The 21,434-nt window shown below is 48.0% G+C and carries 17 protein-coding genes; 8 read left to right on the forward strand and 9 right to left on the reverse strand.

Features of this window, described 5'->3' with window-relative positions:
• Positions 1–43 precede the first annotated feature (43 nt).
• Positions 44–1,063, forward strand: coding sequence for a GGDEF domain-containing protein (locus DVO77_RS16460; protein WP_119979065.1), 1,020 nt, complete (start codon positions 44–46; stop codon positions 1,061–1,063).
• 67 nt (positions 1,064–1,130) lie between these two features.
• Here the strand turns inward: DVO77_RS16460 and DVO77_RS16465 are convergent, their stop codons facing one another.
• The 3 genes from DVO77_RS16465 to pdsO are packed head-to-tail and all read right to left on the reverse strand — an operon-like array spanning position 1,131 to position 4,888.
• Positions 1,131–1,763 carry a class GN sortase gene (locus tag DVO77_RS16465; RefSeq protein ID WP_119979066.1) on the reverse strand — a complete coding sequence of 211 codons (633 nt, stop codon included), beginning with the start codon at positions 1,761–1,763 and terminating at the stop codon, positions 1,131–1,133.
• A complete protein-coding gene (locus DVO77_RS16470) occupies positions 1,748–4,075 on the reverse strand; it encodes a marine proteobacterial sortase target protein (RefSeq protein ID WP_119979067.1) in 2,328 nt (775 codons plus the stop codon). Before DVO77_RS16470 ends, DVO77_RS16465 begins: the two co-directional genes overlap by 16 nt.
• A gap of 30 nt (positions 4,076–4,105) precedes the next feature.
• Positions 4,106–4,888, reverse strand: coding sequence for a sortase-associated OmpA-like protein PdsO (gene pdsO / locus DVO77_RS16475; protein WP_119979068.1), 783 nt, complete (start codon positions 4,886–4,888; stop codon positions 4,106–4,108).
• 231 nt (positions 4,889–5,119) lie between these two features.
• Between pdsO and pdsR the strand changes: the two genes are divergently transcribed.
• The 3 genes from pdsR to DVO77_RS16490 all read left to right on the forward strand — a co-directional run bounded on the left by pdsR (position 5,120) and on the right by DVO77_RS16490 (position 9,255).
• Positions 5,120–5,812: a proteobacterial dedicated sortase system response regulator gene (pdsR, locus tag DVO77_RS16480; protein ID WP_119979069.1), complete on the forward strand. Its 693-nt coding sequence runs from the start codon at positions 5,120–5,122 to the stop codon at positions 5,810–5,812.
• 2 nt (positions 5,813–5,814) lie between these two features.
• The gene (gene pdsS / locus DVO77_RS16485; RefSeq protein WP_119979070.1) at positions 5,815–7,989 is read left to right on the forward strand and encodes a proteobacterial dedicated sortase system histidine kinase; all 2,175 of its coding nucleotides are present in this window, start codon (positions 5,815–5,817) and stop codon (positions 7,987–7,989) included.
• Positions 7,990–8,079: 90 nt separating this feature from the next.
• Positions 8,080–9,255 (forward strand): cystathionine beta-lyase, encoded by a 1,176-nt coding sequence (locus tag DVO77_RS16490; RefSeq protein ID WP_110458984.1) that lies wholly within the window; start codon positions 8,080–8,082, stop codon positions 9,253–9,255.
• A 202-nt stretch (positions 9,256–9,457) separates the two neighbouring features.
• On the opposite strand, the gene DVO77_RS16495 is transcribed toward DVO77_RS16490, so the two are convergent.
• Both DVO77_RS16495 and yegD read right to left on the reverse strand, forming a co-directional pair.
• The gene (locus DVO77_RS16495; RefSeq protein ID WP_211328828.1) at positions 9,458–9,907 is read right to left on the reverse strand and encodes a CreA family protein; all 450 of its coding nucleotides are present in this window, start codon (positions 9,905–9,907) and stop codon (positions 9,458–9,460) included.
• A gap of 416 nt (positions 9,908–10,323) precedes the next feature.
• On the reverse strand, positions 10,324–11,694 hold the full coding sequence (gene yegD, locus DVO77_RS16500) for a molecular chaperone (RefSeq protein ID WP_119979072.1): 1,371 nt from the start codon (positions 11,692–11,694) through the stop codon (positions 10,324–10,326).
• A 254-nt stretch (positions 11,695–11,948) separates the two neighbouring features.
• Between yegD and DVO77_RS16505 the strand changes: the two genes are divergently transcribed.
• Positions 11,949–13,535, forward strand: coding sequence for an NfeD family protein (locus DVO77_RS16505; RefSeq protein ID WP_249038197.1), 1,587 nt, complete (start codon positions 11,949–11,951; stop codon positions 13,533–13,535).
• Positions 13,522–14,433, forward strand: coding sequence for a slipin family protein (locus tag DVO77_RS16510; protein ID WP_119979073.1), 912 nt, complete (start codon positions 13,522–13,524; stop codon positions 14,431–14,433). The genes DVO77_RS16505 and DVO77_RS16510 overlap by 14 nt, the downstream gene beginning before the upstream one ends.
• 50 nt (positions 14,434–14,483) lie before the next feature.
• On the opposite strand, the gene DVO77_RS16515 is transcribed toward DVO77_RS16510, so the two are convergent.
• The 4 genes from DVO77_RS16515 to trhO all read right to left on the reverse strand — a co-directional run bounded on the left by DVO77_RS16515 (position 14,484) and on the right by trhO (position 18,945).
• Positions 14,484–15,515 (reverse strand): DUF2955 domain-containing protein, encoded by a 1,032-nt coding sequence (locus DVO77_RS16515; RefSeq protein WP_110458898.1) that lies wholly within the window; start codon positions 15,513–15,515, stop codon positions 14,484–14,486.
• Between the two features lie 7 nt (positions 15,516–15,522).
• On the reverse strand, positions 15,523–16,581 hold the full coding sequence (locus DVO77_RS16520) for an HlyD family secretion protein (protein ID WP_119979074.1): 1,059 nt from the start codon (positions 16,579–16,581) through the stop codon (positions 15,523–15,525).
• Between the two features lie 10 nt (positions 16,582–16,591).
• Positions 16,592–17,056: a transcriptional regulator SlyA gene (gene slyA, locus DVO77_RS16525; protein ID WP_119979103.1), complete on the reverse strand. Its 465-nt coding sequence runs from the start codon at positions 17,054–17,056 to the stop codon at positions 16,592–16,594.
• Between the two features lie 899 nt (positions 17,057–17,955).
• Entirely contained in the window at positions 17,956–18,945 is a 990-nt protein-coding gene (trhO, locus tag DVO77_RS16530; protein WP_119979104.1) for an oxygen-dependent tRNA uridine(34) hydroxylase TrhO, read from the reverse strand.
• Positions 18,946–19,279: 334 nt separating this feature from the next.
• On the opposite strand from trhO, the gene DVO77_RS16535 reads away from it, so the two are divergent.
• Together DVO77_RS16535 and DVO77_RS16540 are read left to right on the forward strand one after the other, a co-directional pair.
• A complete protein-coding gene (locus DVO77_RS16535) occupies positions 19,280–19,960 on the forward strand; it encodes a glutathione S-transferase (RefSeq protein WP_119979075.1) in 681 nt (226 codons plus the stop codon).
• A 204-nt stretch (positions 19,961–20,164) separates the two neighbouring features.
• Entirely contained in the window at positions 20,165–21,412 is a 1,248-nt protein-coding gene (locus DVO77_RS16540) for a multidrug effflux MFS transporter (RefSeq protein WP_249038198.1), read from the forward strand.
• Positions 21,413–21,434: the final 22 nt, after the last annotated feature.

Here is a 21,434-nt window from a genome sequence, read left to right on the forward strand (position 1 = left end):
CTGCTACTCAAGAAATGGTCAGTACCGCGAGGAAGCTTTCACCATGTCAAAAGATCTGATGCGTACAGCAGCCATCAACCTTAAAAAAGCAGTACCACTGATGTTAAAACATCAGATCCCCACCACCCCAACAAATTACGCATTATGGTACGCCTATGTGGGTGAGCAACATCCGGTACTAGTTGAAAAAATGGATAACCTAGTAGCCCAGTATCAAACTTGTCCCCCCGTCAATGCTCAATTATTGTATCGCGAACACTTGTCTGATCCAGTTGAAATCGATGTACTGGACATGCGGCAAAATTTAGAAGCCATGACGCTGGAACTATCACAATCACTTAAAGATACCAACCATGATGCCAAAGGCTTTCAAAAGCGGATAGATCACAACTTCGAGCAACTCAATCGCATTGACGAGGAAGGGGTCAGCCTAGAAAAAGTTCTCGGGCTAGTACGTAATTTGGTAAAAGAGTCTGATGACATACGCACCAGTACTGAATTTTTTACCGCCAAATTACAACAGGCACAACAAGAGATAGATGCCCTACGCGGCAAGTTGAAACGCTCAGAAAAAGATGTCTATTATGATGCGCTAACTGGTGTGCTCAATCGCCGAGCGTTCGATCAAGATTTGGCCGGCATTCTTTCGCAAGCCCCTGAAGGCACTTGCCTTATTTTGGTCGACATTGATCATTTTAAAGGCTTTAACGACACTTACGGCCACCTACTTGGCGACAACATCCTAAAGGCCGTCGCTAAACGCCTAAGTGAAGCGTGCCGCGATGGCAGTAAAATTTACCGCTTTGGCGGTGAGGAATTTGCCATTTTGGTCCCTAAAAGCCACCAGCGTAAGGCGCGACATCTGGCTGAAGCCATGCGCCGTTCACTGGAAAAAGTCAGTATCAAAGATCGTCGTAAAGACCAGTTGATCGATACCATTACAGCCTCTTTTGGGGTCAGCGAGTGGCACAAGCAAGATAGTCCAGCCGAGCTAATTGAGCGCAGTGACGGTTTTCTTTATGATGCCAAACGACTCGGGCGCAATCGTGTGATGCCCATCTAAATGAAATGAGCCCTCACGCGGCGCTGAAAATAAACCCGCAGCGCCGCTCACTATTATAAAACATCACTTAAGCAGCAACTGAGGCCAGCTGTATTTGTGGCTTTGCCGCCACAGGCTCCGCTATCACCACAAAACGCCAGCGACTTTGCGCACTCAAGCTGTCAAAGGGATAACAGGTGACTAAGGTTAGCTGCAAATCATCTTGCCCATCAAGTAGCCTAGTATCGGCTTCGGCCACAATTTGAATCGACACTACCCGATAATCAATCGTTGCTGACGAGCTATCTTGCACCCGCAGTAGTTGCCCAGGTTGCACCCCTTTTAAATGGGCAAAATGAGTATCTCTATGGCCAGCAATCACAGTATTCCCCCAGCCATTAAGTTGATTTGCCCCCATTAGCGTGGCAGGACCAAACGCTAAGTTTCTGCCTGATGCCCCCGCTAATACATATAAGGCTTGTCCCTGCAACTGCCCCTGCCCTGAAACAAATTGCAGCTTAGCCACGGGATATGTGTCGGCCCAACTCCATGGCTTATGTTGCTTACCATCATTTAAGGTATCGCTCCACGCCTGCTCGATTAGAAATTGGGCAAAATGTGCCTTCGCCTGCATATAGCCTCCTTTAAACAAAAATACAATCGCAACAATACCAACCAATAGCATGATGCGATGACGATGAGCCCTTATCTGTACTGGCATCTTTTTCCTCGTATACGTTGCAAGCACATCAACAAGCCGCGCTGCATCACACCGGCATAACTTACCCAATAGGCGCCAAGTAGTAGCAGCAACATGCTACCAATGGCTAAAAAGAGCCGACTCTCACTGGCTGTTTGCGGCCATTGCCCCATGGATGCTTGAGGCAGTAATGTGCTGGCTATCCCATCGAGACTCATTTGCTCTGCGGGTCTCACGACACGATTATCGACAGCCACCAAGCTGGTGTAGGGACTCACCAAGTGATGATCCAGTGCGATTTGAGTCACTTGACGCTTTACGCGCTCAACATTACTACTATTTTTACTCAACATGAGCGCCTCAATCTGTTTGCGTGCCCAGATAAGATCAAGCCCTTTGGCTTTATCATCGCGTTGCAATCCGACGCGCCGTTGCCACTGCGAACCACCGAAGTTACCCGAAACGATAAGCTCATCACTCTGGTATTGATGTTGATTCGATTTGAGTTTGACCGCCACCATCACAGGCTCGCCTAAATAGAGATCGCCGATATTTACCGGCCAATAATCGGGAATAGTGCCATCGCTCAAGCGTAAATCGATATTGCTCACCAAAGGGTGTTCGATCTTGGCCAGCAGCTGGCCCACTTGCGTGCTAACCTCATCCAGTTTGCCGACATAGGTGTATGTGCCGCGTCCGGTTTGCGCCGCTCGTTGCATGAAAAAACCATTAGGCGCGGCGCCAATCCCCACAGTAAACAGGCGACTGTCACCAATATGGTCGGCAATAAGTTCAAACAGCTGCTGCTCGTTAGCAATTGCGCCATCGGTGATAAACACCACTTGCTTAAGACGCGTATCTCTTGATGGCTGTAACTCATCTGGACTCGTATGGGCAAAGGCACGCAGTAACGCTGGGGCCATTTCGGTGCCACCATCGGCCACAAGATTTTGAATAAACTGATTAGCCAACCCTAAATTCGCCGCCGTGGCTGGCAATGCAAATGTCGATAATGTCTGCACTGTCGATTCGAACGCAATCACATTAAACGTATCCGCTGGAGTCAGCCCCGCGAGCGCATATTGCAAAGCACTTTTGGCTTGCGCCATTGAATCACCGTGCATCGAGCCCGATGTATCGATCACCAACAAGAGTTCCCGCGCCATTTTCTCGGCGTGCTCGGCTTGCGGCGGCATCACCATAACAATGGCATAGTCATTTTCGCCACCTTGCTTATCGGCAAGTACTGTATCTTCAGCCGTTGTCCGGCGGTGAGTTTTACCCGACTGAGCAAAAGCAACGGCGGTCGGTGCCTGTGTCAGCTCAGGACGCCAGCGCAAGACAAAATCTTTATCTGCCGCTAAAGTCTGGGTTAATTGCAGCGCCGTAATCCCCTGTTCAAGTGACGCTTGCTTGAGCCTATGATAGGGTGCATCAATACTGGCTAAAGGTAGACCCGCATCGAGATGAATATTGAGGTTTACCTTACCAACCGAAGACGCAGAGCCCACTTTTTTTGCTGCTAACAGCTTTGCTTGAGCATAATTGCCATTAGCTGGGGATGAAGTCACTGCGGGATCATTATCGTAGCGAGGCGTGATCGCCAGCGGAAAACGCAAGCTAAACTCTCCCGCTTGGTAATTGACCAATTGCTGATAGGCAATCTCTACCACTAAGGTTTCACCTGGGGCTAAGTTAGCCACCTGGGTGGTAAACATATTCGGCCGCTGCTGTTCGAGTAAGCTGGCTTGTTTTCCACTGGTTTTTGCCTGCTCAAACTGCTGTTTTGCCTCTGCTTTAGGAAATATCTCACCTTGCAGGCGTCGCTCACCAATATGTAATGTCATACTGTCGATGGCGGCATCGTGGGGTAACGGAAACAGGTACATGCCGTTAAGCCACTGGGCAGTGTCGTTGTGAAAAAACTGCTTCACCTGCACTCGGTTGACCCAGCCCGATATCTGCATATCGACTTGAGTCTCAATCGGCAATGCACTGAACGCAAAGGCATTGGGGTGCGAAGTCTCTGATAATAAAGCCTCAGCCGATTCAGTTAACGGCTCTGATGTTGGCTCAGATAAGGGACTAGATAACGAATAGATAAGCTGACTACTCCCCAATAAGGTTTCATCATCAGACTGTGCCAGCACACTGCGGGGCAATATGGTACTAAGAGTTAAGGTGGTGTACATCGTCAGGGCTAGCCAGCGCTGCCATTTGTGGTGATTAAGCCATAATAACAGCGCCACAAAATTGAGCCGCGCAGCCCCCTGAGATAAAAAAGCCCCCCTCAGGGGGCAAGGGTTGGTAGAACGGTGATAGTCAATATCCATGTCAGTGTTCCTTGTCACTCGCGTTTGAGCCTAGTTGGCCGCAATGGCGGTATCAGCATTAAACAATTGAATGGTCACGCGGCGGTCAAAGAAATCATTTTCAAAACTCTGCTCATCTTTAACTGGAGCACTGGCTCCATAGGCTTTGGCGTTAAGACGCGCCTCATCCACCCCCTGTTTAACAAGATAACGGCTAACTTCAGCGACCCGCTGCTCAGACAAGGCTTGGTTATAACTCGAGTCACCACGACGATCGGCATAACCGGTTAAATCTAATGTTAATTCTGGCGACAGTGACATCAGATCCGCCACATCATTGAGCTGGCTTTGAAAATGAGGTTCTATCACCGATGAACCGGTTTTAAACTGTACATTTAAGCCTAAAGCCAGCTCTTCAAGGCCCGCTTGCTGATGCTGCTTTAGCTGAGCTAACTCACGCTGCGCATGGTTGTATTGCTCACTGACCTGCTCAAATTCACGATTTTGCTGGTTAAGCATGGCGAGCTGCTGCTCTTGTTCAGCGAGCAACGCATGCTGAGTTTTTATTTCACTGTCATCGGCCACCGCTTGGCCTATCATGCCGCCAGTAAAGGCACCGATAATCGCTCCGACAGGTCCACCCACAACGGCGCCCAGAACGATACCTGAGCCGACGCCAATAAGCGCTTCGGTGTCTGATGAGGCTTCAACACTTGCTGGAGCACTGCCATCTAAATTGCCGTTATCTAAATTACTGTTATCTTGAGCACTGTGAGCAAAGGAAGAGGTTAATAGCGCGCTGGCGATCAATACGGAAATAATCTGCTTTTTCATCTTGTTATCCTTAATGTGATGTCCCGGCAAAAATGAGGGTGAAGCAAAACCGGAGACATGATGGCGATGAGTTCATTAAAACGCAGTGAAGTGGCACAGGCAGGGAACAAAAGTGGCATTGCAGCGACCAATTGTGGCAACAAAATGGCAATTACCTTAAGTCACTTTTATCGAAAAAAATTTGCTGTATAGTCACCATCCATTAAATAGTCATACTGCGATGAGAGAGCAATGAAGCGTATTGCAATAGTAGAAGATGAAGCGGCGATCCGTGAAAACTATAAAGAGGTGTTGCAGCAGCAAGGTTACAGCGTTCAAGCTTATGCCAATCGCCCCAGTGCGATGCAGGCTTTCACTACCCGTCTGCCCGACTTAGCGATTATTGATATTGGCCTTGAAAATGAAATCGATGGTGGCTTTACCCTGTGTCAATCATTGCGAGCCATGTCTAGCCAGCTGCCGATTATTTTTTTAACTGCCCGTGATAGCGATTTTGATACTGTCTGCGGCTTACGCTTAGGCGCCGATGATTACCTGAGTAAAGATGTGAGTTTTCCTCATCTTATCGCGCGTTTAGCCGCGCTGTTTCGCCGCTCAGAAATACAAGAAAACAGCACGCAACATGCCCAGCTCATTGAGCATGGTCATCTTTCTATCGATGTTAACCGCATTCAGGTGTACTGGAAGAATCAGCCCATTGAGCTCACCGTCACTGAGTTTTGGATGGTGCATGCCTTAGCCAAACATCCGGGGCATGTGCGCAGCCGCCAAGCCTTGATGCAAGACGCCAAAATCTATGTTGACGACAGCACCATCACATCGCATGTTAAACGGATCCGCAAAAAGTTTATCACCCAAGACAACACCTTTGACTGTATTGATACCGTCTATGGCATGGGATATCGCTGGGATAACCAAGGCTAGTTATGTTTCCTTTGCCTATTGGGCTACGCACCAAAGTCGCCATCTTGTCTCTATTTTTACTCTGCCTACCCTGGCTGGGCTATCAATACGTGTGGGAGATGGAAAAATACCTGCGCCACGGTCAAGAAAAAACCCTCGAAGGCACGACCCAAGCATTAGCGACCGCCCTGCATGAGCGACCAAAACTGTTCGACAAACAAGCCAGTTTTTTGTCACGAGTGGAGCAAGGACGAGACTTATACGCCTATCCATTGGCAAGCCCTATCCAGCTCGATGGCAAACTCAACGATTGGGGTAATTATCGTCACCGCAGCCTCCATTACGGCCAAGAGCATCAACTGTTTAACCTTAACGATAATCATCCACCCGCGATCCACTTTAACCATATGGTCGGCAAATATGCCGGCCACCTGTACGCCTTTTTCGAAGTCACAGATCCGAATGTGGTATACCGCGGCACCAATAGCTTAAGTATTGAAACCAATGATCATCTAGCCATTGCCACTCAGACACCTGACGGCAAATTTAAACGTTATATTGTCGCCACCATCCGCGATGGCTGGATAAGCGCATTCCAATTGCCTGAAAACCCTAAGCGAAAAACCCCCGTTACGCCAGAGCTAAAAATTCAAGGTAAATGGCGTAAGACGGAACAAGGTTATAATATTGAGCTGCGGATCCCACTGGACATGGTGGGCAGTAAATTGGGGTTTGCCATCGCCGATGTCAACGATAAACGCCACCGACGGGTAGAAGCCATTGTCGGCACCTCGGCCACAGACGATGTGAATGAACTGGGTACTGTATTGGTTCCGTCCCCTGAAATTGAAAGTATTATCAAAGGCATGAGCCATAACAGCTCACGCATTTGGGTGGTAGACAAACATGGGCGAGTCTTGGCTAAATCGGGTGATATTCACAGTAACAATAACGTTTGGGCTCAAGCGGCAACCGAACGCAGCGATGAAAGTGCTTGGGAGCATTTTAAACAAGAATATTTACACCCACTCTACTATCGCGTACTGACCACCCCAGCCAAGGACTTTGTCGACTCGCTGCAAGACTCAGCCGTACTCGAAGGTAGCCATATTAAGCGCGCCTTATCGGGCAAGTTTGGCTCAACTTGGCGCTTAACTCCCGACGGAAAAGCGGTGGTCTTGGCTGCTGCCAGCCCGATTTGGATTGACGATACCGTCATGGGAGTGGTGATTGCCGAAGAAACCACTCATGGTATTCGCACCCTGCGCAACAAGGCACTCGAAAAGCTGTTTAACGTGATCATTACCGTGATGAGTATGGGAACCCTTGCCCTATTCTTTTTCGCCTCGAGCATCTCCAGTCGCATCCGCAAGCTCAGGGATGAAGCCGAACAAGCCATCGACAGCCAAGGCCGGATTAAACGGGCCATTGTGGGCTCAAAAGTGCGCGATGAAATTGGTGACTTATCACGCAGCTTTGCAAGCATTGTCAGCCGGTTAGGTCAATATACTCATTACCTTGAAAACATGTCATCACGATTATCCCATGAATTGCGCACCCCAGTTGCCGTAGTGCGTTCATCCTTGGAACACCTCAACGCCCAGGCACTGCCACCTGAGCATCAAAAATATGTCGATCGTGCTCAAGAGGGGGTCAGCCGCCTTAGTATGATCCTCAACAACATGAGTGAGGCAACACGGCTAGAAGAGGCACTTACCCACGCCGAAATAGATACTTTCCCACTGGCAAAAGTGATTTCGGGCTGCATGCAGGGTTATCAAATCACTTACCCTAAGCAGATGTTCGAGGTCGATATTTGCCCCGAGCCGCTTAAGATGCAAGGGGTGCCAGAATATATTGCCCAACTGATGGATAAGCTAGTCGCTAACGCCATTGAATTTAGCCTACCCGCTACACCTATAGAGGTGAAACTGCATGCCAAAGGCCGTATCGCCATGCTGAGCGTTTACAACCAAGGGCCTGCACTACCTGAAAATATGAGTGAGCAAATTTTTGAATCTATGGTCTCGGTGCGCCCACAACCTAATCAAGATAAGCCCCACTTAGGCTTAGGCCTGTACATAGCGCGCTTGGTTACCGCGTTCCATCAAGGCAGCATTGAAGCTAAAAACATCCAGCAAAACGGCCAACACCAAGGCGTGATGATCAGCATCAAACTCCCGATCAACCCAGTGTAAAATATCTGCGTTCATTGCCCATCCGCCCTTTCATTTGGCCATTTAGATGTTAAGATGGCTAAAAATAAAATAAGGGTGGGAGTCGCCACAATGAAAAAAGAGACGCAGATAGTTAGCCTAGGCAGAGACAAAAAGTGGACTAAAGGGGTGATTAACCCCCCCGTATTTCGCGCATCAACCGTGATCTTTGACACTATGGAAGAGATGCGTTTTGCCACCAAAAACCGCGCCAATGGCGAGATGTTTTATGGCCGTCGCGGCACCCCTACCCACTTTGCGTTTCAAGCCGCCATCGCCGAACTAGAAGGCGGCGTCGGTACCGCGTTATACCCTTCTGGTTCTGCTGCCATCTCGGGCGCATTATTATCGTTTTTAAAGGCTGGCGATCATCTCTTGATGGTCGATAGCGCCTACGAACCGACCCGGGATCTGTGCGACAAGCTGCTCAAAGGCTTCGGCATTGATACCACCTATTACGATCCCATGATTGGCGCCGACATCGCCACGCTTATCCAGCCCAATACCAAAGTATTATTTCTCGAATCCCCCGGCTCTATCACCATGGAAGTGCAAGATGTGCCCACCCTCAGCCGTATTGCCCACCAGCATAATATGGTGGTCATGTTAGATAATACCTGGGCATCACCTATCAACTCGCGTCCATTTGATATGGGGGTCGATATTTCGATCCAGGCTGCTACCAAGTATATTGTAGGTCACTCAGATGTGATGCTGGGCACGGCCACAGCAAACAGTCTGCATTGGGATCAACTGCGGGAAAACAGTTACTTAATGGGTCAGTGTACCTCTGCCGACGATGTCTATCTTGCCAGTCGCGGACTGAGAACATTGGGCGTGCGTATGGCACAGCATGAACAAAATGCGCTTAAAGTCGCTAATTGGTTAGTCAGCAGACCCGAGGTGGATCATATTCGTCACCCCGCATTTGCAAGCTGTCCAGGTCATGCATTTTTCAAACGCGATTTCAACGCATCCAATGGTTTATTTTCATTTGTGTTAAAGCAAGGCAACCTCAAATCGGTTACCGCACTGGTCGAAAATATGGAACACTTTAAGATGGGCTTTTCTTGGGGCGGTTATGAAAGTCTGATCTTGGGCGTATTTGGAATCGATAAACTGCGCACAGCAACCCACTGGGACAGCAGTAAACCCTTAATCCGCTTACACATAGGACTGGAAAACCCGGACGATCTCATTGACGATTTAGCCCGCGCTTTTGAGCGGTTCAATCAAGCCCAAGGCTAAATGAGGCGTTGGTGCACTCAGGCTAGGGGGTAAACAAAGGGTAGCGCTAAAGGTTTAACCAGAGATTGTAATGGTTAAACCCGATGCCATCGCCCCCAAGTCTGGTCTATGTGACTAAAATACTCAACGGGAGACTTACCGGACTAACACTTCGAATTAGCGCTTACTCATCGCAAGTATAAAATGGGTTAGCACATTCTTTTTAACGTACGGAGTTACCAGCCTTAGTTGCTGGGTCTTGCCAAGCGTGTGTACCATATAAAGGCACCGTTGAGAGGGCGTGCTTATGGCTGCCATTGGTTTCTTTAGTTGAATACGACAGGTAAATTAAGGTTTGATTTTCAGCATCATAGATTCGGCGCACCTTAAGCACTTTAAATAAAATGCTCAATGAAGCCTTAAACACCACCTCGCCATTTTTGCTCTTATCGATGGTGGCAATATCCGCGGCGGTTATTGGCCCAGTTTGGCGACAGGCGATACCCATATCAGAGGGATCGGCAAAATCTAGGTTGGCTTCAATACGGCTAATATGACAGGTGACACCCGGCACTTTGGGATCGTCCAAAGCATCGATAAGCACATCTTTTGTAGTAAACAGACCAAGACTCACCTTGCCGACATCATCACCGCAGCCTGTGGCCATTAACATCACGCTAGCAAGTAACAAGGAGGTTAACCCCTTAGATGAATAGGATTGGGCTGTTGGCGCTTGCGATAAAAATGATGAAAAAAATGACATAGTAGCTTCCCTGTAACTTAAACCTGAATGACTTGAGCCTGAATGACTTGAGCCTGAATAATTTGAACTTGGGTGACTTAAATGTGAGTTGCTTGAACTTTAGTGGCTTCACTTAAGCGACGTGCATCTGAATCACTCACATATCAGCCACTTGAGTACGCACCTAAAATACCTACTTGAATATCAGTCACTGGATGATAATGCCTTTTAACGGTAAATACCTAAATTAATCCTATTTACCGTTAAAGGCATAACCCCACCGCCTTGAGCTAATCGCCTGCGTCAGAATGAAATAACCTTGGTTATCAGGCATTCATTAACCGACTTTAATTAAAGATGCGTTGCGACCAGCGGGTTAATCCTGCCGTGACGCTACCAAAATGATCGCCAACGACAATATCGATTGCAGGATAGATGGCCGCGATACTGTTATAGATAGCCGGGCTTTTCGCTGTCCCGCCCGTCACGTAGATAATATCGGGCATGACACCGGATTCGGCTAACGCAGCAGCCATCAAAGATTGAATTTGCGCCACAGGCTGACTAATGGCATCGATAAACATCTGCTCGTCGACATTGGCATCCAATTGCTGGCAAATATAATCTAGCGTCACTGTGGTTTTGCTTGTCTCTGACAAGGCAATTTTCGCCGCTTCAGCACTTCTGACAATACGATAACCTAGCTGATCTTGCTGCACTTTTAACAAGCGCTGTAGCAAGTCGGCGCGCTCGGCATCGGTAATCAGCGCTTTGATCATATTGCGCGAGCTCAGGCTGGCAAAGTCGCGCTGAGCGCTAATATCATTGACAGCCACCGCATTCCAAAACGGTTTACTTGGTACAGGTAGGCCATTGACCATATGACTGCCAAGCCCCATGTGCTGCATAAAAGCTTTCATCGATAAGGCGATATCCAGATCGTTACCCCCGATCCGCTGTCCACTATGACCTAAGAAATCGTCGCTGCGATCGGCTTTGTCGATATGCGATGGGCCCATTTTGACCACTGAGCAATCTGTGGTGCCGCCACCAACGTCGACAACCAACACCGTTTTATCATCGGTTAAGCTGGCTTCAAAATCCATGCCTGCCGCTAGCGGTTCAAACAAAAAGGCCACGGCCTCAAATCCAGCTCGGCTGGCCGCTAAACGCAAGATATCTTCGGCTTGGGCATTACTCTCTTCGCCGCCAATGCCTTGAAAGTTGACCGGACGCCCTATCACCGCATGGGTCACTTTTTGGCCGCGGCTCGCCAGCTTTGCATCGGCGAGTTGTTTGATGTGCAGCATCATCATGGTGACGATATCTTCGAATAAGGCCACTTGGTCTGCTCGTAATCCTGTCGCACCTAAAAACGATTTAGGTGAACGGACATAAAAGCCCTCTTCGGGCATCTCAAGGTAATGTTGCACCGCTTGTTCGCCAACAAAAACCGCCTGTTCATCTGCATCTAGGTCTAACTCTCGACGAGCTTGGCGGGCACGACTCAACTGCGCTGAGCGTGCTGTTGCATAGGCGCTTTGCTGCTCAACCGGCAGCGCTTTAAACACTGCCTCACAAATAAGGTCCCGGTCGAGGGCATATAAGGTTGAAACCAGATAATGTGAATCAGTTGACAAGGGTATTAGCGTAACAGTGTCTTGATCCATTATTCCCACGGCGCAATTGGCGCTACCGTAATCGAATCCAACAAACATGCTTAAGCTCCAACGAGTAAAAAGCCGTGCAAAATAGCACACTCGCACTAAAAGACAACCAACGTCATACAATAATCGCGCCCCAACAGGGAAATAACTTCAGTTCAGGAGACATTAACGCCGCACCTAGGCAACCGATTGCCGCTCACGTGTGGCACTCGCCTGCTAAGCACATGGCACAACTACCCACATATGACCTGCCCAATAACGCTTAATAGACTAGACTTAATATTAGCTAGACTCAGGACGCCGTTATGACTGCACAGCTAACATCAGCAAGATGGGCTCGCAAGAGCGAATGGCTCACCCACCGCAGGCAGATAAATTGGCAATGGACTCACCGGCCGCAGGCCAACGAGATCATAACCAGTATCATAGGCCTGCTTGTGATGCTATTACTGACTATAAGTGCCTCGAGCACTGCTATGGCGCAAGCTAAAATCCATGCCATCACAGAGCCACAAGCTCACACACAGCAGAGCGTGCCATTATTACGCTTTGAAGGGGCTATCGGCCCAGCTGTCAGCGAATACTTGATCAGCGAAATCACTCAGGCGAATCAACTTCCTTTATCGCAGCGTCCCCCCTTGCTAATGATCACTATGGACACCCCGGGTGGCCTTGTCAGTAGTTTACGTACCATCAACCAAGCCATATTGGCCTCGACAATACCTATCGCGTGTTTAGTCTCTCCCTCTGGCGCCAGAGCCATGAGTGCGGGAACCTATATCTTGTACGCCTGCCATGTTGCAGCAATGGCACCTGCCACAACCTTAGGTGCAGCAACGCCAGTCAAGATGGGGGGGCCTATATCTCCGCCTAATGCGCCCTCACCTAAAGATTCCCCCCCTGCCGATCGCGGCGATAAAAATGGCAGTGGTGAAAATAACAATAGAGATAAAATAACCCCGTCAGATAATGGCAGTGCAATGGAGCGTAAGGTGTTAAATGATGCCGTAGCGAGCATTCGCGCCTTAGCGACACTGCGCAAGCGTAACATCGACTTTGCCGAGCGTGCTGTCACCGAGGCCGCCACCTTGACGGCAACTGAAGCCTTAGCCCAAAACGTGATCAACTTTATTGCTGATGATGCCGCCGATCTGCTAGCTCAACTCAATGGCACCCAAGTGGATATGGGGGATAAACTGCTGACATTAACCTTAGACAATGCCCAACTCATAGCCCATCAACGCAGCTGGCGTAATCACTTTATTGCAACCATTACCGACCCCAATGTCGCCTATATTTTAATGCTGATTGGTATTTACGGCATATTGCTCGAATTTTATAGCCCAGGAGTCGGCGTTGCGGGGGTGACTGGCGCCATATCACTGTTTATCGCTTTGTATGCTTTTCAGTTACTGCCTATCAATTATGTTGGACTAGGCTTGATGCTATTAGGTATCAGCTTGTTAGTTGCCGAATCTATGGTGCCAAGTTTTGGCATTTTCGGATTAGGCGGTGCGGTCGCATTTGCTCTAGGCTCCATTTTCCTCATGGACAGTGAGGTAGAGGATTTTGCGATTTCGCTGCCACTCATTGGTGCAGTAACCGTTACAGCGCTGCTATTTTCGCTGTGGGTATTAACCACCCTGTGGCGGCAACGTCAACGTAAACCCGTGAGTGGTGATGATGCGATTGTCGGCGCACAGGCCATAGTCGTAGAGGGATTTATTGAAAAAGGATTTGTCAGCCTTGATGGCGAACATTGGGCCGCGGTGAGTGATAAACCGACCCATACGGCTCAGCGGGTTTTGGTGCTTGCTAGAGACCACCTCACCCTAAAAGTTACCCCAACCTCCGCCCTTCCCGCTAAGGAGATTATCAATGGACGCAATTAGTTATAACCCTTCGGTGTTTTTTATCGCGCTAGGTTTTTTGCTATTGGCTGTACTATTTAGTGCCTTCAGAATCCTACGAGAATATGAACGCGGCGTGATCTTTATGTTAGGGCGCTTTTACCAAGTCAAAGGGCCGGGACTGATTATCGTCATCCCTCTTATCCAACAAATGGTGCGTGTTGACCTGCGTACCGTAGTGATGGATGTCCCCACTCAAGATGTGATCAGCCGCGATAATGTATCCGTTAAGGTGAATGCAGTGCTCTACTTTCGAGTGATCGATGCGCAAAAGGCGATCATTAATGTAGAAGACTACTTACAAGCCACCTCACAGCTAGCGCAAACGACCCTACGTTCGGTACTAGGCCAACATGAACTGGATGAAATGCTCGCCAATCGAGAGATGCTCAATACCGACATTCAATCAATATTAGATAGCCGCACCGACGGTTGGGGCATTAAGGTATCGAATGTCGAGATTAAACATGTGGATCTGAATGAAACCATGGTACGCGCCATAGCAAGACAAGCTGAAGCAGAGCGAACTCGTCGAGCCAAGGTGATACATGCCTCTGGTGAAATGGAAGCCTCGGCCAAACTGGTCACCGCCGCGAAAACCCTGGCTAAAGAACCTAACGCGATTTTACTACGCTACCTGCAAACGTTAACCGAGATCGCTGGCGAAAAAAATTCGACGATTTTATTTCCTCTGCCGATGAACTTACTTAACGGCATTATGGATAAAACCCTATCTGGCGAGGAACCAATGATAACCAACGCTGCAAGGGCAGACGATAATAGCAATGCCAATCTTGGCACCATGGCTGATCTCAATGACGCTACTGTTGATGATATTGTTGATGCGCCCTCTTCAGCGAATGAATCCAAGACGGACTAAGTACCACGCTTAAGTGTTAATCGATTCACCATAATCATTACAGTTGCACCTTACTGACCAAAGCGAGTCGCCTCAAATCGATTAAGCAAGCTATGCACGCAATAACAGGCAATCAGAGTCAATACGATCGCCACCATGATGCTGCTGGCGCGGTACAAACTGCTAAACACCAAGTCGTTATTTGGGGTTAAGTTTTGTCCATACAAGATGCCTAGTGTCGACATGCCCGCAAAACCAACGCCAGAGCCCATCGCCTCGCTAATATGCGCTTGACTGAACAACAAGCTAAATAACCAAAACAGTGGCAATAATAACACTAATTCATGCGACCAGTTATACAGCAACAGCTGGATCATTAAACCACAACTGACCCCTAAAATGGTGCCCAGAGCACGCCGCCGAGCATAGTCGAGCGCGCCATTCCAATGCATAGGAAATAGGAGCAATAGTGTGGTCGCCTGCGCCGATAACGAATCACGCAGATCAAACACCTGAAACAGGCAAAAAGATAAGGTCGCCACACTGGCACCTAATAGAGCCTCATGTCGCATACGATTAGGACCTTTGCTGGGCGCAGTTGGCGCGGCTCTAGGGCTAACATCAGGAAACACCAGCATCATCAATAACGCTATCGCAATTGAGACGATATGACCCCAAAAATTACAAAATACCAAATCGATTAAGTTTGTGTCTGGATAGCTGGCAAAATGCAGCATGATACTCAAACTAATGACGCCATTGGCACCAAACAGAAATAGGCTACCGCGCGACATACAGGCAAATCGATACAGAAATAACACGAAGGCCAGCAATGACATCACCACAGGTTGTCCGCCAAACACTCCAGCGATGAGGCTCACTTCAAGAATAGATAACACCGATGAGGCGATCACTTGGCGAGTCACATGCATCGACATGACAGGCACTAACCCCAGCAATAACATGGGCGTTACGGTAAAAAACACCCCATAATTAAAGCCCATCAGCTTGCTACATAAAAAGCCGAGACTGGCCCCTGTGGCGATACGTAAACATTGCTGCAGATCGTTGCTTGTCATCGGATGATGACGAATTAACTGCATAACCACCTCAATAAATATAGTGCAACAAGCTAATGAGCTTTATTTGCCCACTGGCCAACAAGCGATAGGCACCATTTTCTGGCTGCAGTTGCACTGTAGCTTTGGCACCTGCTGGTAAGGTATTGGGTTGTGATCCATTCATATCCAGGTGCAACCTAAAACGCTGCGCATCACGAACCCAGCGATTAGACTCTTCAGGTGTCGCTAAACGACCATCTGCAGCAAACTGCGCCGCACTAACACCAGCATCAAGGCTACTGACTTTAGCCTCATAGACCTGACCAGGCTGACTATCAAAGGCCACCCACGCGTTGGCGCCGCGACTAACATGACGCAGGCTTTTCTCACGAAAATCGGCGATAACATCGACATCCTCAAGCACCAAGGCCATCACAGGCGAGCCATTATTGACCATGTTGCCAGACGCGAGCTGCACATTGGTAACGACCCCATCATGATCGGCGCGTATTTGGGTATAGCTCAGGGCTAAACGTGCTTTTTTGAGGTTATTGTGTGCTTGACGTAATTTAAGATTACTGTCTCCAGCATCGCCACGCAGCGTACTGACCTTGGCTAATTGTGCCTTAGCGGCGCGCAGCTGAGATAAACTGGCTTTCACTTGGGTCCGCGCTTGATCTATCATCTGTTGCGACACACTTTGCTGGGAATAAAGCGATTGTATGCGCTTAGCTTCGCGCTGCTTTAAGGCAAAGTTAATTTCACTGGCCGCCACATCTGCCTCTGCCACAGCCATAGCGGCATCGAGTTCGGCATTATCTTGCTTTGCTTGTTCAAGGGCCAACTCAGCCTGCTCTAACGCGAGTTGATATTCGGTAGGATCGAGCCTAAATAGCGGATCGCCTTGAGTCACTTTTTGATTATTATTCACATAGACCTGCACCACTCTACCGCTGATCTGCGGTGCTACTTGAGTTATGGTACGAGTCGCCATGGCCTGGGTCGTTAACGGCATTTTGATATCGGCAAGTAAAAAATAACTAAAAAGTAGCAAAAAGCCCACAATGGCAAATTTGACTAACCGCGTAAATTGTTGATCTGGCGTCATATACTCTAGATTACTCCTGTGCTTTAGTTGCGGTAGCCTCTAATCTAGCTGCCGCATTGTGACTAATTTGGTTAAGTGTTTGTTCAAACTGCGCTTGCATTTCAAGACTAACTCCTGACAGCAATTCGGCGCGTACCCGAATAATTTTAGCTTCCATTTGATCTAGTACTGCCAGTCCCGCCTCGGTCAGTGCAACACGTCTGACACGTTTGTCATGCTCACAGCAGTGACGTATCACCAACCCCTGCTGTTCTAACTGGCCTAAAGTACGCATCAACGAAGCCAACTCAATTTCTAATGCCTCTGCGAGGTGCTTTTGGCTCACATCTTGGCCGATACGGTACAGCTTCCACAACGCGGTCCAGCGAGAATGGGTTAACCCCAGCGGGGCTAATTCGCCATCGGCAACCATTCGCCACAACCGATGCAAGCGGCCTAAACGTTCACCTAACGACAATTCTGAATGCTCGGCCATTGGCTGAGCAGAGTTTACATGTTCGCTTTCGGTCTTATTCACAGTACTCACCATTATTAAGTGGATGACAACTCATCCTCTGCATTATGTTGTTATCCGGCTGCATGTCGCCCAGCGCCAGTGTTATAGAGCATTAACCAGCCCTGAGATGAATTGTGCCTTTAAGGCAATATGACACCTACACCTACACCTACAAACCATGTTGATATCCTTATGTCATGGGACCGGGCAGTCTTGAGGTTTTTTACTTAGCCTGCTAAGCATTATATTTACTTAGCAGGCTAAGTAAATAGGTGCGGTAAAAAATATTTCGGCGAGCATAAGCGTTACTGACAGGTGAAATACAACCGCAGCACATAAAGTGTGCGGCTTCGTCTATTGAGTCATTACAGATATGCCATAAGTACTGGATAACGTTATGAGCCCATTTGATTAGATGTTGGGGATGCGGCTCTGGGATATGACTTGAATAAAAACTGGAATCAAGCGTTTAAATAGAGAGCGTTAACACTAAGCTTGAAGCATGCTGCTTTATGCAAATAAGAACCAAAAGAACACTCTAATGATCCAGGTTAAAAGTAGATATTGATGTTGTAATAAACAAAGAAAAAGCGAGCATTGCTTAATACAATACTCGCCTTAGTTTCTTACCAAGAACGTTAATAGAGACAGTCTATCAACACCAACCAATAAGAACCTCTATTAACCCTGCAGAAGATACAGACTGTCGCCCGATGCAACATATTCTGTAGCAGTAACTTCAGTATAGACGCTACAGATAAAACGCCAATGCTCATTAGAAAAAAGTCTAAATGAGCACAGTTTTATGCCGCTTTTCTAATAACGCGCCAATGGCTTTGTTGTTGCCCGCCGCGAGGGCTACAACAAAAGGGTTAACCTTAATCGGTTTTGCGTTCATCTTGTTGGCTTTGCTTTAAAGCCAACTTCTGTAAACGGCGCTGCTCTATCACAGAGTTAACGTCACTGCCTATATGAGTTTCACCGCGCGCTTTAGCCAGCTGAACTTGGCGCTCTCGCTCAGCAAAACGCTCACGCTGCTTGTCTGATACTTTATCGACACAATATGGGCAGCTGATCCCTTTGACATAATGCTCACTGGCTTTATCAGCCTCAGTGATCGGTAAACGACAGGCATTACATTGATCGTATTCACCCTTTTCGAGTTGATGATTGACTGACACACGGTTATCAAAGACAAAACATTCACCCTGCCATAGGCTTTCTTCAGGCTTTACCTCTTCTAAGTATTTCAGCACGCCGCCTTCAAGGTGATAGACCTCATCAAATCCCTGCTCTTTCAAATAAGCGGTCGACTTTTCACAGCGAATCCCCCCAGTGCAGAACATGGCGACTTTTTTATGTTTAGCCGGATCAAGATTTTCCTTCACATAATCAGGAAACTCTCTAAAGGTTTGTGTCTTTGGGTCAACCGCATGCTTAAACGTACCAATGCTCACTTCGTAGTCATTACGGGTGTCGATAAGGAGGACATCAGGATCTGAAATCAGTTGGTTCCAATCTTTTGGCTTAACATAGGTACCGACCACTTTACGCGGATCGATCCCCTCAACGCCCATAGTGACGATCTCTTTTTTAAGCTTCACTTTGGTGCGATAAAAAGGCATTTCAGCATCAAATGATAACTTGTAGACAATATGGTCTAGCCCTGGTTGCTGTTCTAACCAGGCCAATAGTGAATCGATAGCCGCTTGGGTACCGGCAACGGTTCCGTTGATGCCTTCGCTGGCTAATAACAAGGTGCCTTTGATGCCCACTGATTCCATGTGAGCCAATAACGGCTGTTGGACTTCGGCAAAATGAGGCAGAGATACAAATTTATATAGTGCACAAACAACGACTTGAGACATACTTTCCTCGATATGCTGGCTGAGGCGTAATCCCCAGTGCATGTAAACCGCCTAAAAATGTGATTTCAGGCGCAAAATTGGAGCGTGATTCTATCTAAATCACACTCGAATAAACAGGTATAAAAAGTAAGGTTATTCCCCCCCAGTTTGAGTGCGCAGGTCAACTGTAGGGTGCACGCCCAGCTTACCCAAATTGCTCTAACGTTATGAACGCCCCTATTTTGTCTATCGTCAAGGCACTACACAATAACGGCCTCAGTCATAAACATATTGGTATTTTATTGGCAACCTGGCTCAAAACAGTGACAATACTCACTTAAGAAAGGAGAGAGTTATGCCCAGCGTCACCTTATATTCATTTCGTCGATGTCCCTATGCTATGCGCGCTAGACTCGGTATATGGCTTGCGCAATGCACGGTCGAGTTGCGTGAAATCATCTTAAAACATAAACCTCTGACCATGCTTGAAGCTAGCCCGAAAGGCACTGTACCCGTGTTAATCCTGCAAGATGGCACTGTTATCGATGAAAGCCTCGATATTATCAAATGGGCATTACAGCAAAATGATCCTTTGGATTTACGCCGTTTGGACCACCCAACACAACAGGCGTTAATTGCATCGCTTATCCAGCAAAACGATAATGACTTTAAGCCTTATTTAGATAAATACAAATACGCCGATAGGCACCCAGAGCAACACGCTGAGGACTATCGGGAGCAAGGGGAGCATTTCATTGCCAGACTCGAACAGCAACTGCAGGTCGGTCCTTATTTACTCGGCGAGCGCTTGAGTCTCGCCGACATCGCGATTTTTCCGTTTATTCGTCAATTTGCCCATGTCGACCTACCTTGGTGGCAACAAGCGCCCTACCCCAAGGTACAAACTTGGTTGCAAGCGCTGCTTAATAGCGAGATGTTTAACGCTATCATGGTCAAATATCCCACTTGGCTCGACAGCGGTGAGGCGGTTATATTTACAGGTGATCCCTTGCTCTTAACAAGTAAGACGCAATAAAAGGGCGTAAATAAAGCATCCATTCACCCGTGAGGCGCGCCAATCATTATTCAAATTGATCTCCCAGCTAATAAAGTTACATCGCTCACAAACCGTTAGCCAAATGGGGGCGCGATCTCGTACAATCAACCATCTTCCTCGGTAACGCTTAACCAAGCGTTATCTGCTTCAATGTTAATTAATTGCGTATCACAAGAGGTATCAGTGAACACAGCATCTGTCCCACCATCGCACGACAAGGCTTGCGTGACTCATGTAAATTTAGCACTGTTGCTACCCATGCTAGCGGCTATTGTTGCGATCACGCCGCTGGCTATTGACATGTATTTGCCAGCAATGGCAACCCTTGCATTGAGCTTCAATTCAAGCATTACCACAGTACAGCAATCATTAAGCCTCTATCTGGCGGGTTATGCCCTTGGCATGCTCACCTTCGGCCCTATTGCCGACAAAGTGGGTCGCAAGCCATTGGTGATTATCGGACTCTGTGGCTTTATGTTAGTGAGTCTTAGCCTAGCCTTTGTGACGAATGTCGAGCTATTTTTAGGCTTACGCTTTTTACAGGCCTTTATTGGCGCAGCAGCAACAGTTGTGGTACCCGGTTATATTAAGGAGGTATATGGCAAAAATACTGCTAAGGGGATGTCGTATGTCAGCCTGATCATGATGTTAGCTCCGCTCATTGCCCCCACAATAGGCAGTATTATTTTAGAGATCGGAGACTGGCATTTAATCTTTTTTACGCTCAGCGGTTATGCACTCTTATTGTTGTTATTAGTGGTCACCAAACTCAAAATGCCCAGTGATGAGCACGGCGCACAGCGCAGTCAAAAAAGCTTCTTTGGCGCCTATGCTGTGGTGTTTACTAAGCCCGGGGTTAAACTCAATTTGGCCAGTGGGGTGCTCACCTCGTTTGCTTTTTTCTGTTATTTAACCGCTTCGCCCTTTGTCTATATGGAGGTGTTTGATTTAGATAAGTCACTGTTCGCAATTCTCTTTAGCACTAATGTCGGCGCACTGATGTTAGCGAATGTGGTCAATAGTAAAATTGTGATGCAATATGGCTCACGACGTATGCTCAAAGTCGCCACCCTACTGGCAAGTGTCGCAGGAGTGGCACTACTTAGCGTTAACTTAGCCGATTTAAGTTATCACTACACCGTCGCCATGTTGATCCCGTTAATGGGCTGCTTAGGCATAATGTCGGTTAATGCCGATGCCATAGTACTGATGAAGTTTCAGCAAGAAACAGGCACGGCAACGGCGGTTATCGGCACCTTACGCTTTGGTTGCGGCGCGTTAGCCGGCCCTTTGCTAGCACTATTTTATACAGGCACAGCGGTGCCCTTTGCTGCACTGATGTTAGCCGCCGTCATATTGGTGGGACTATGCCAATTTTTAGCCCATCACATAAACCCAACGTCCGATAAAGAACCGGCACAAGCAGAATAACTTAATCCCCCCTAAGCTGGGG

It is taken from the genome of Shewanella algidipiscicola, from assembly GCF_003605125.1.
Taxonomy (GTDB): domain Bacteria; phylum Pseudomonadota; class Gammaproteobacteria; order Enterobacterales; family Shewanellaceae; genus Shewanella; species Shewanella algidipiscicola.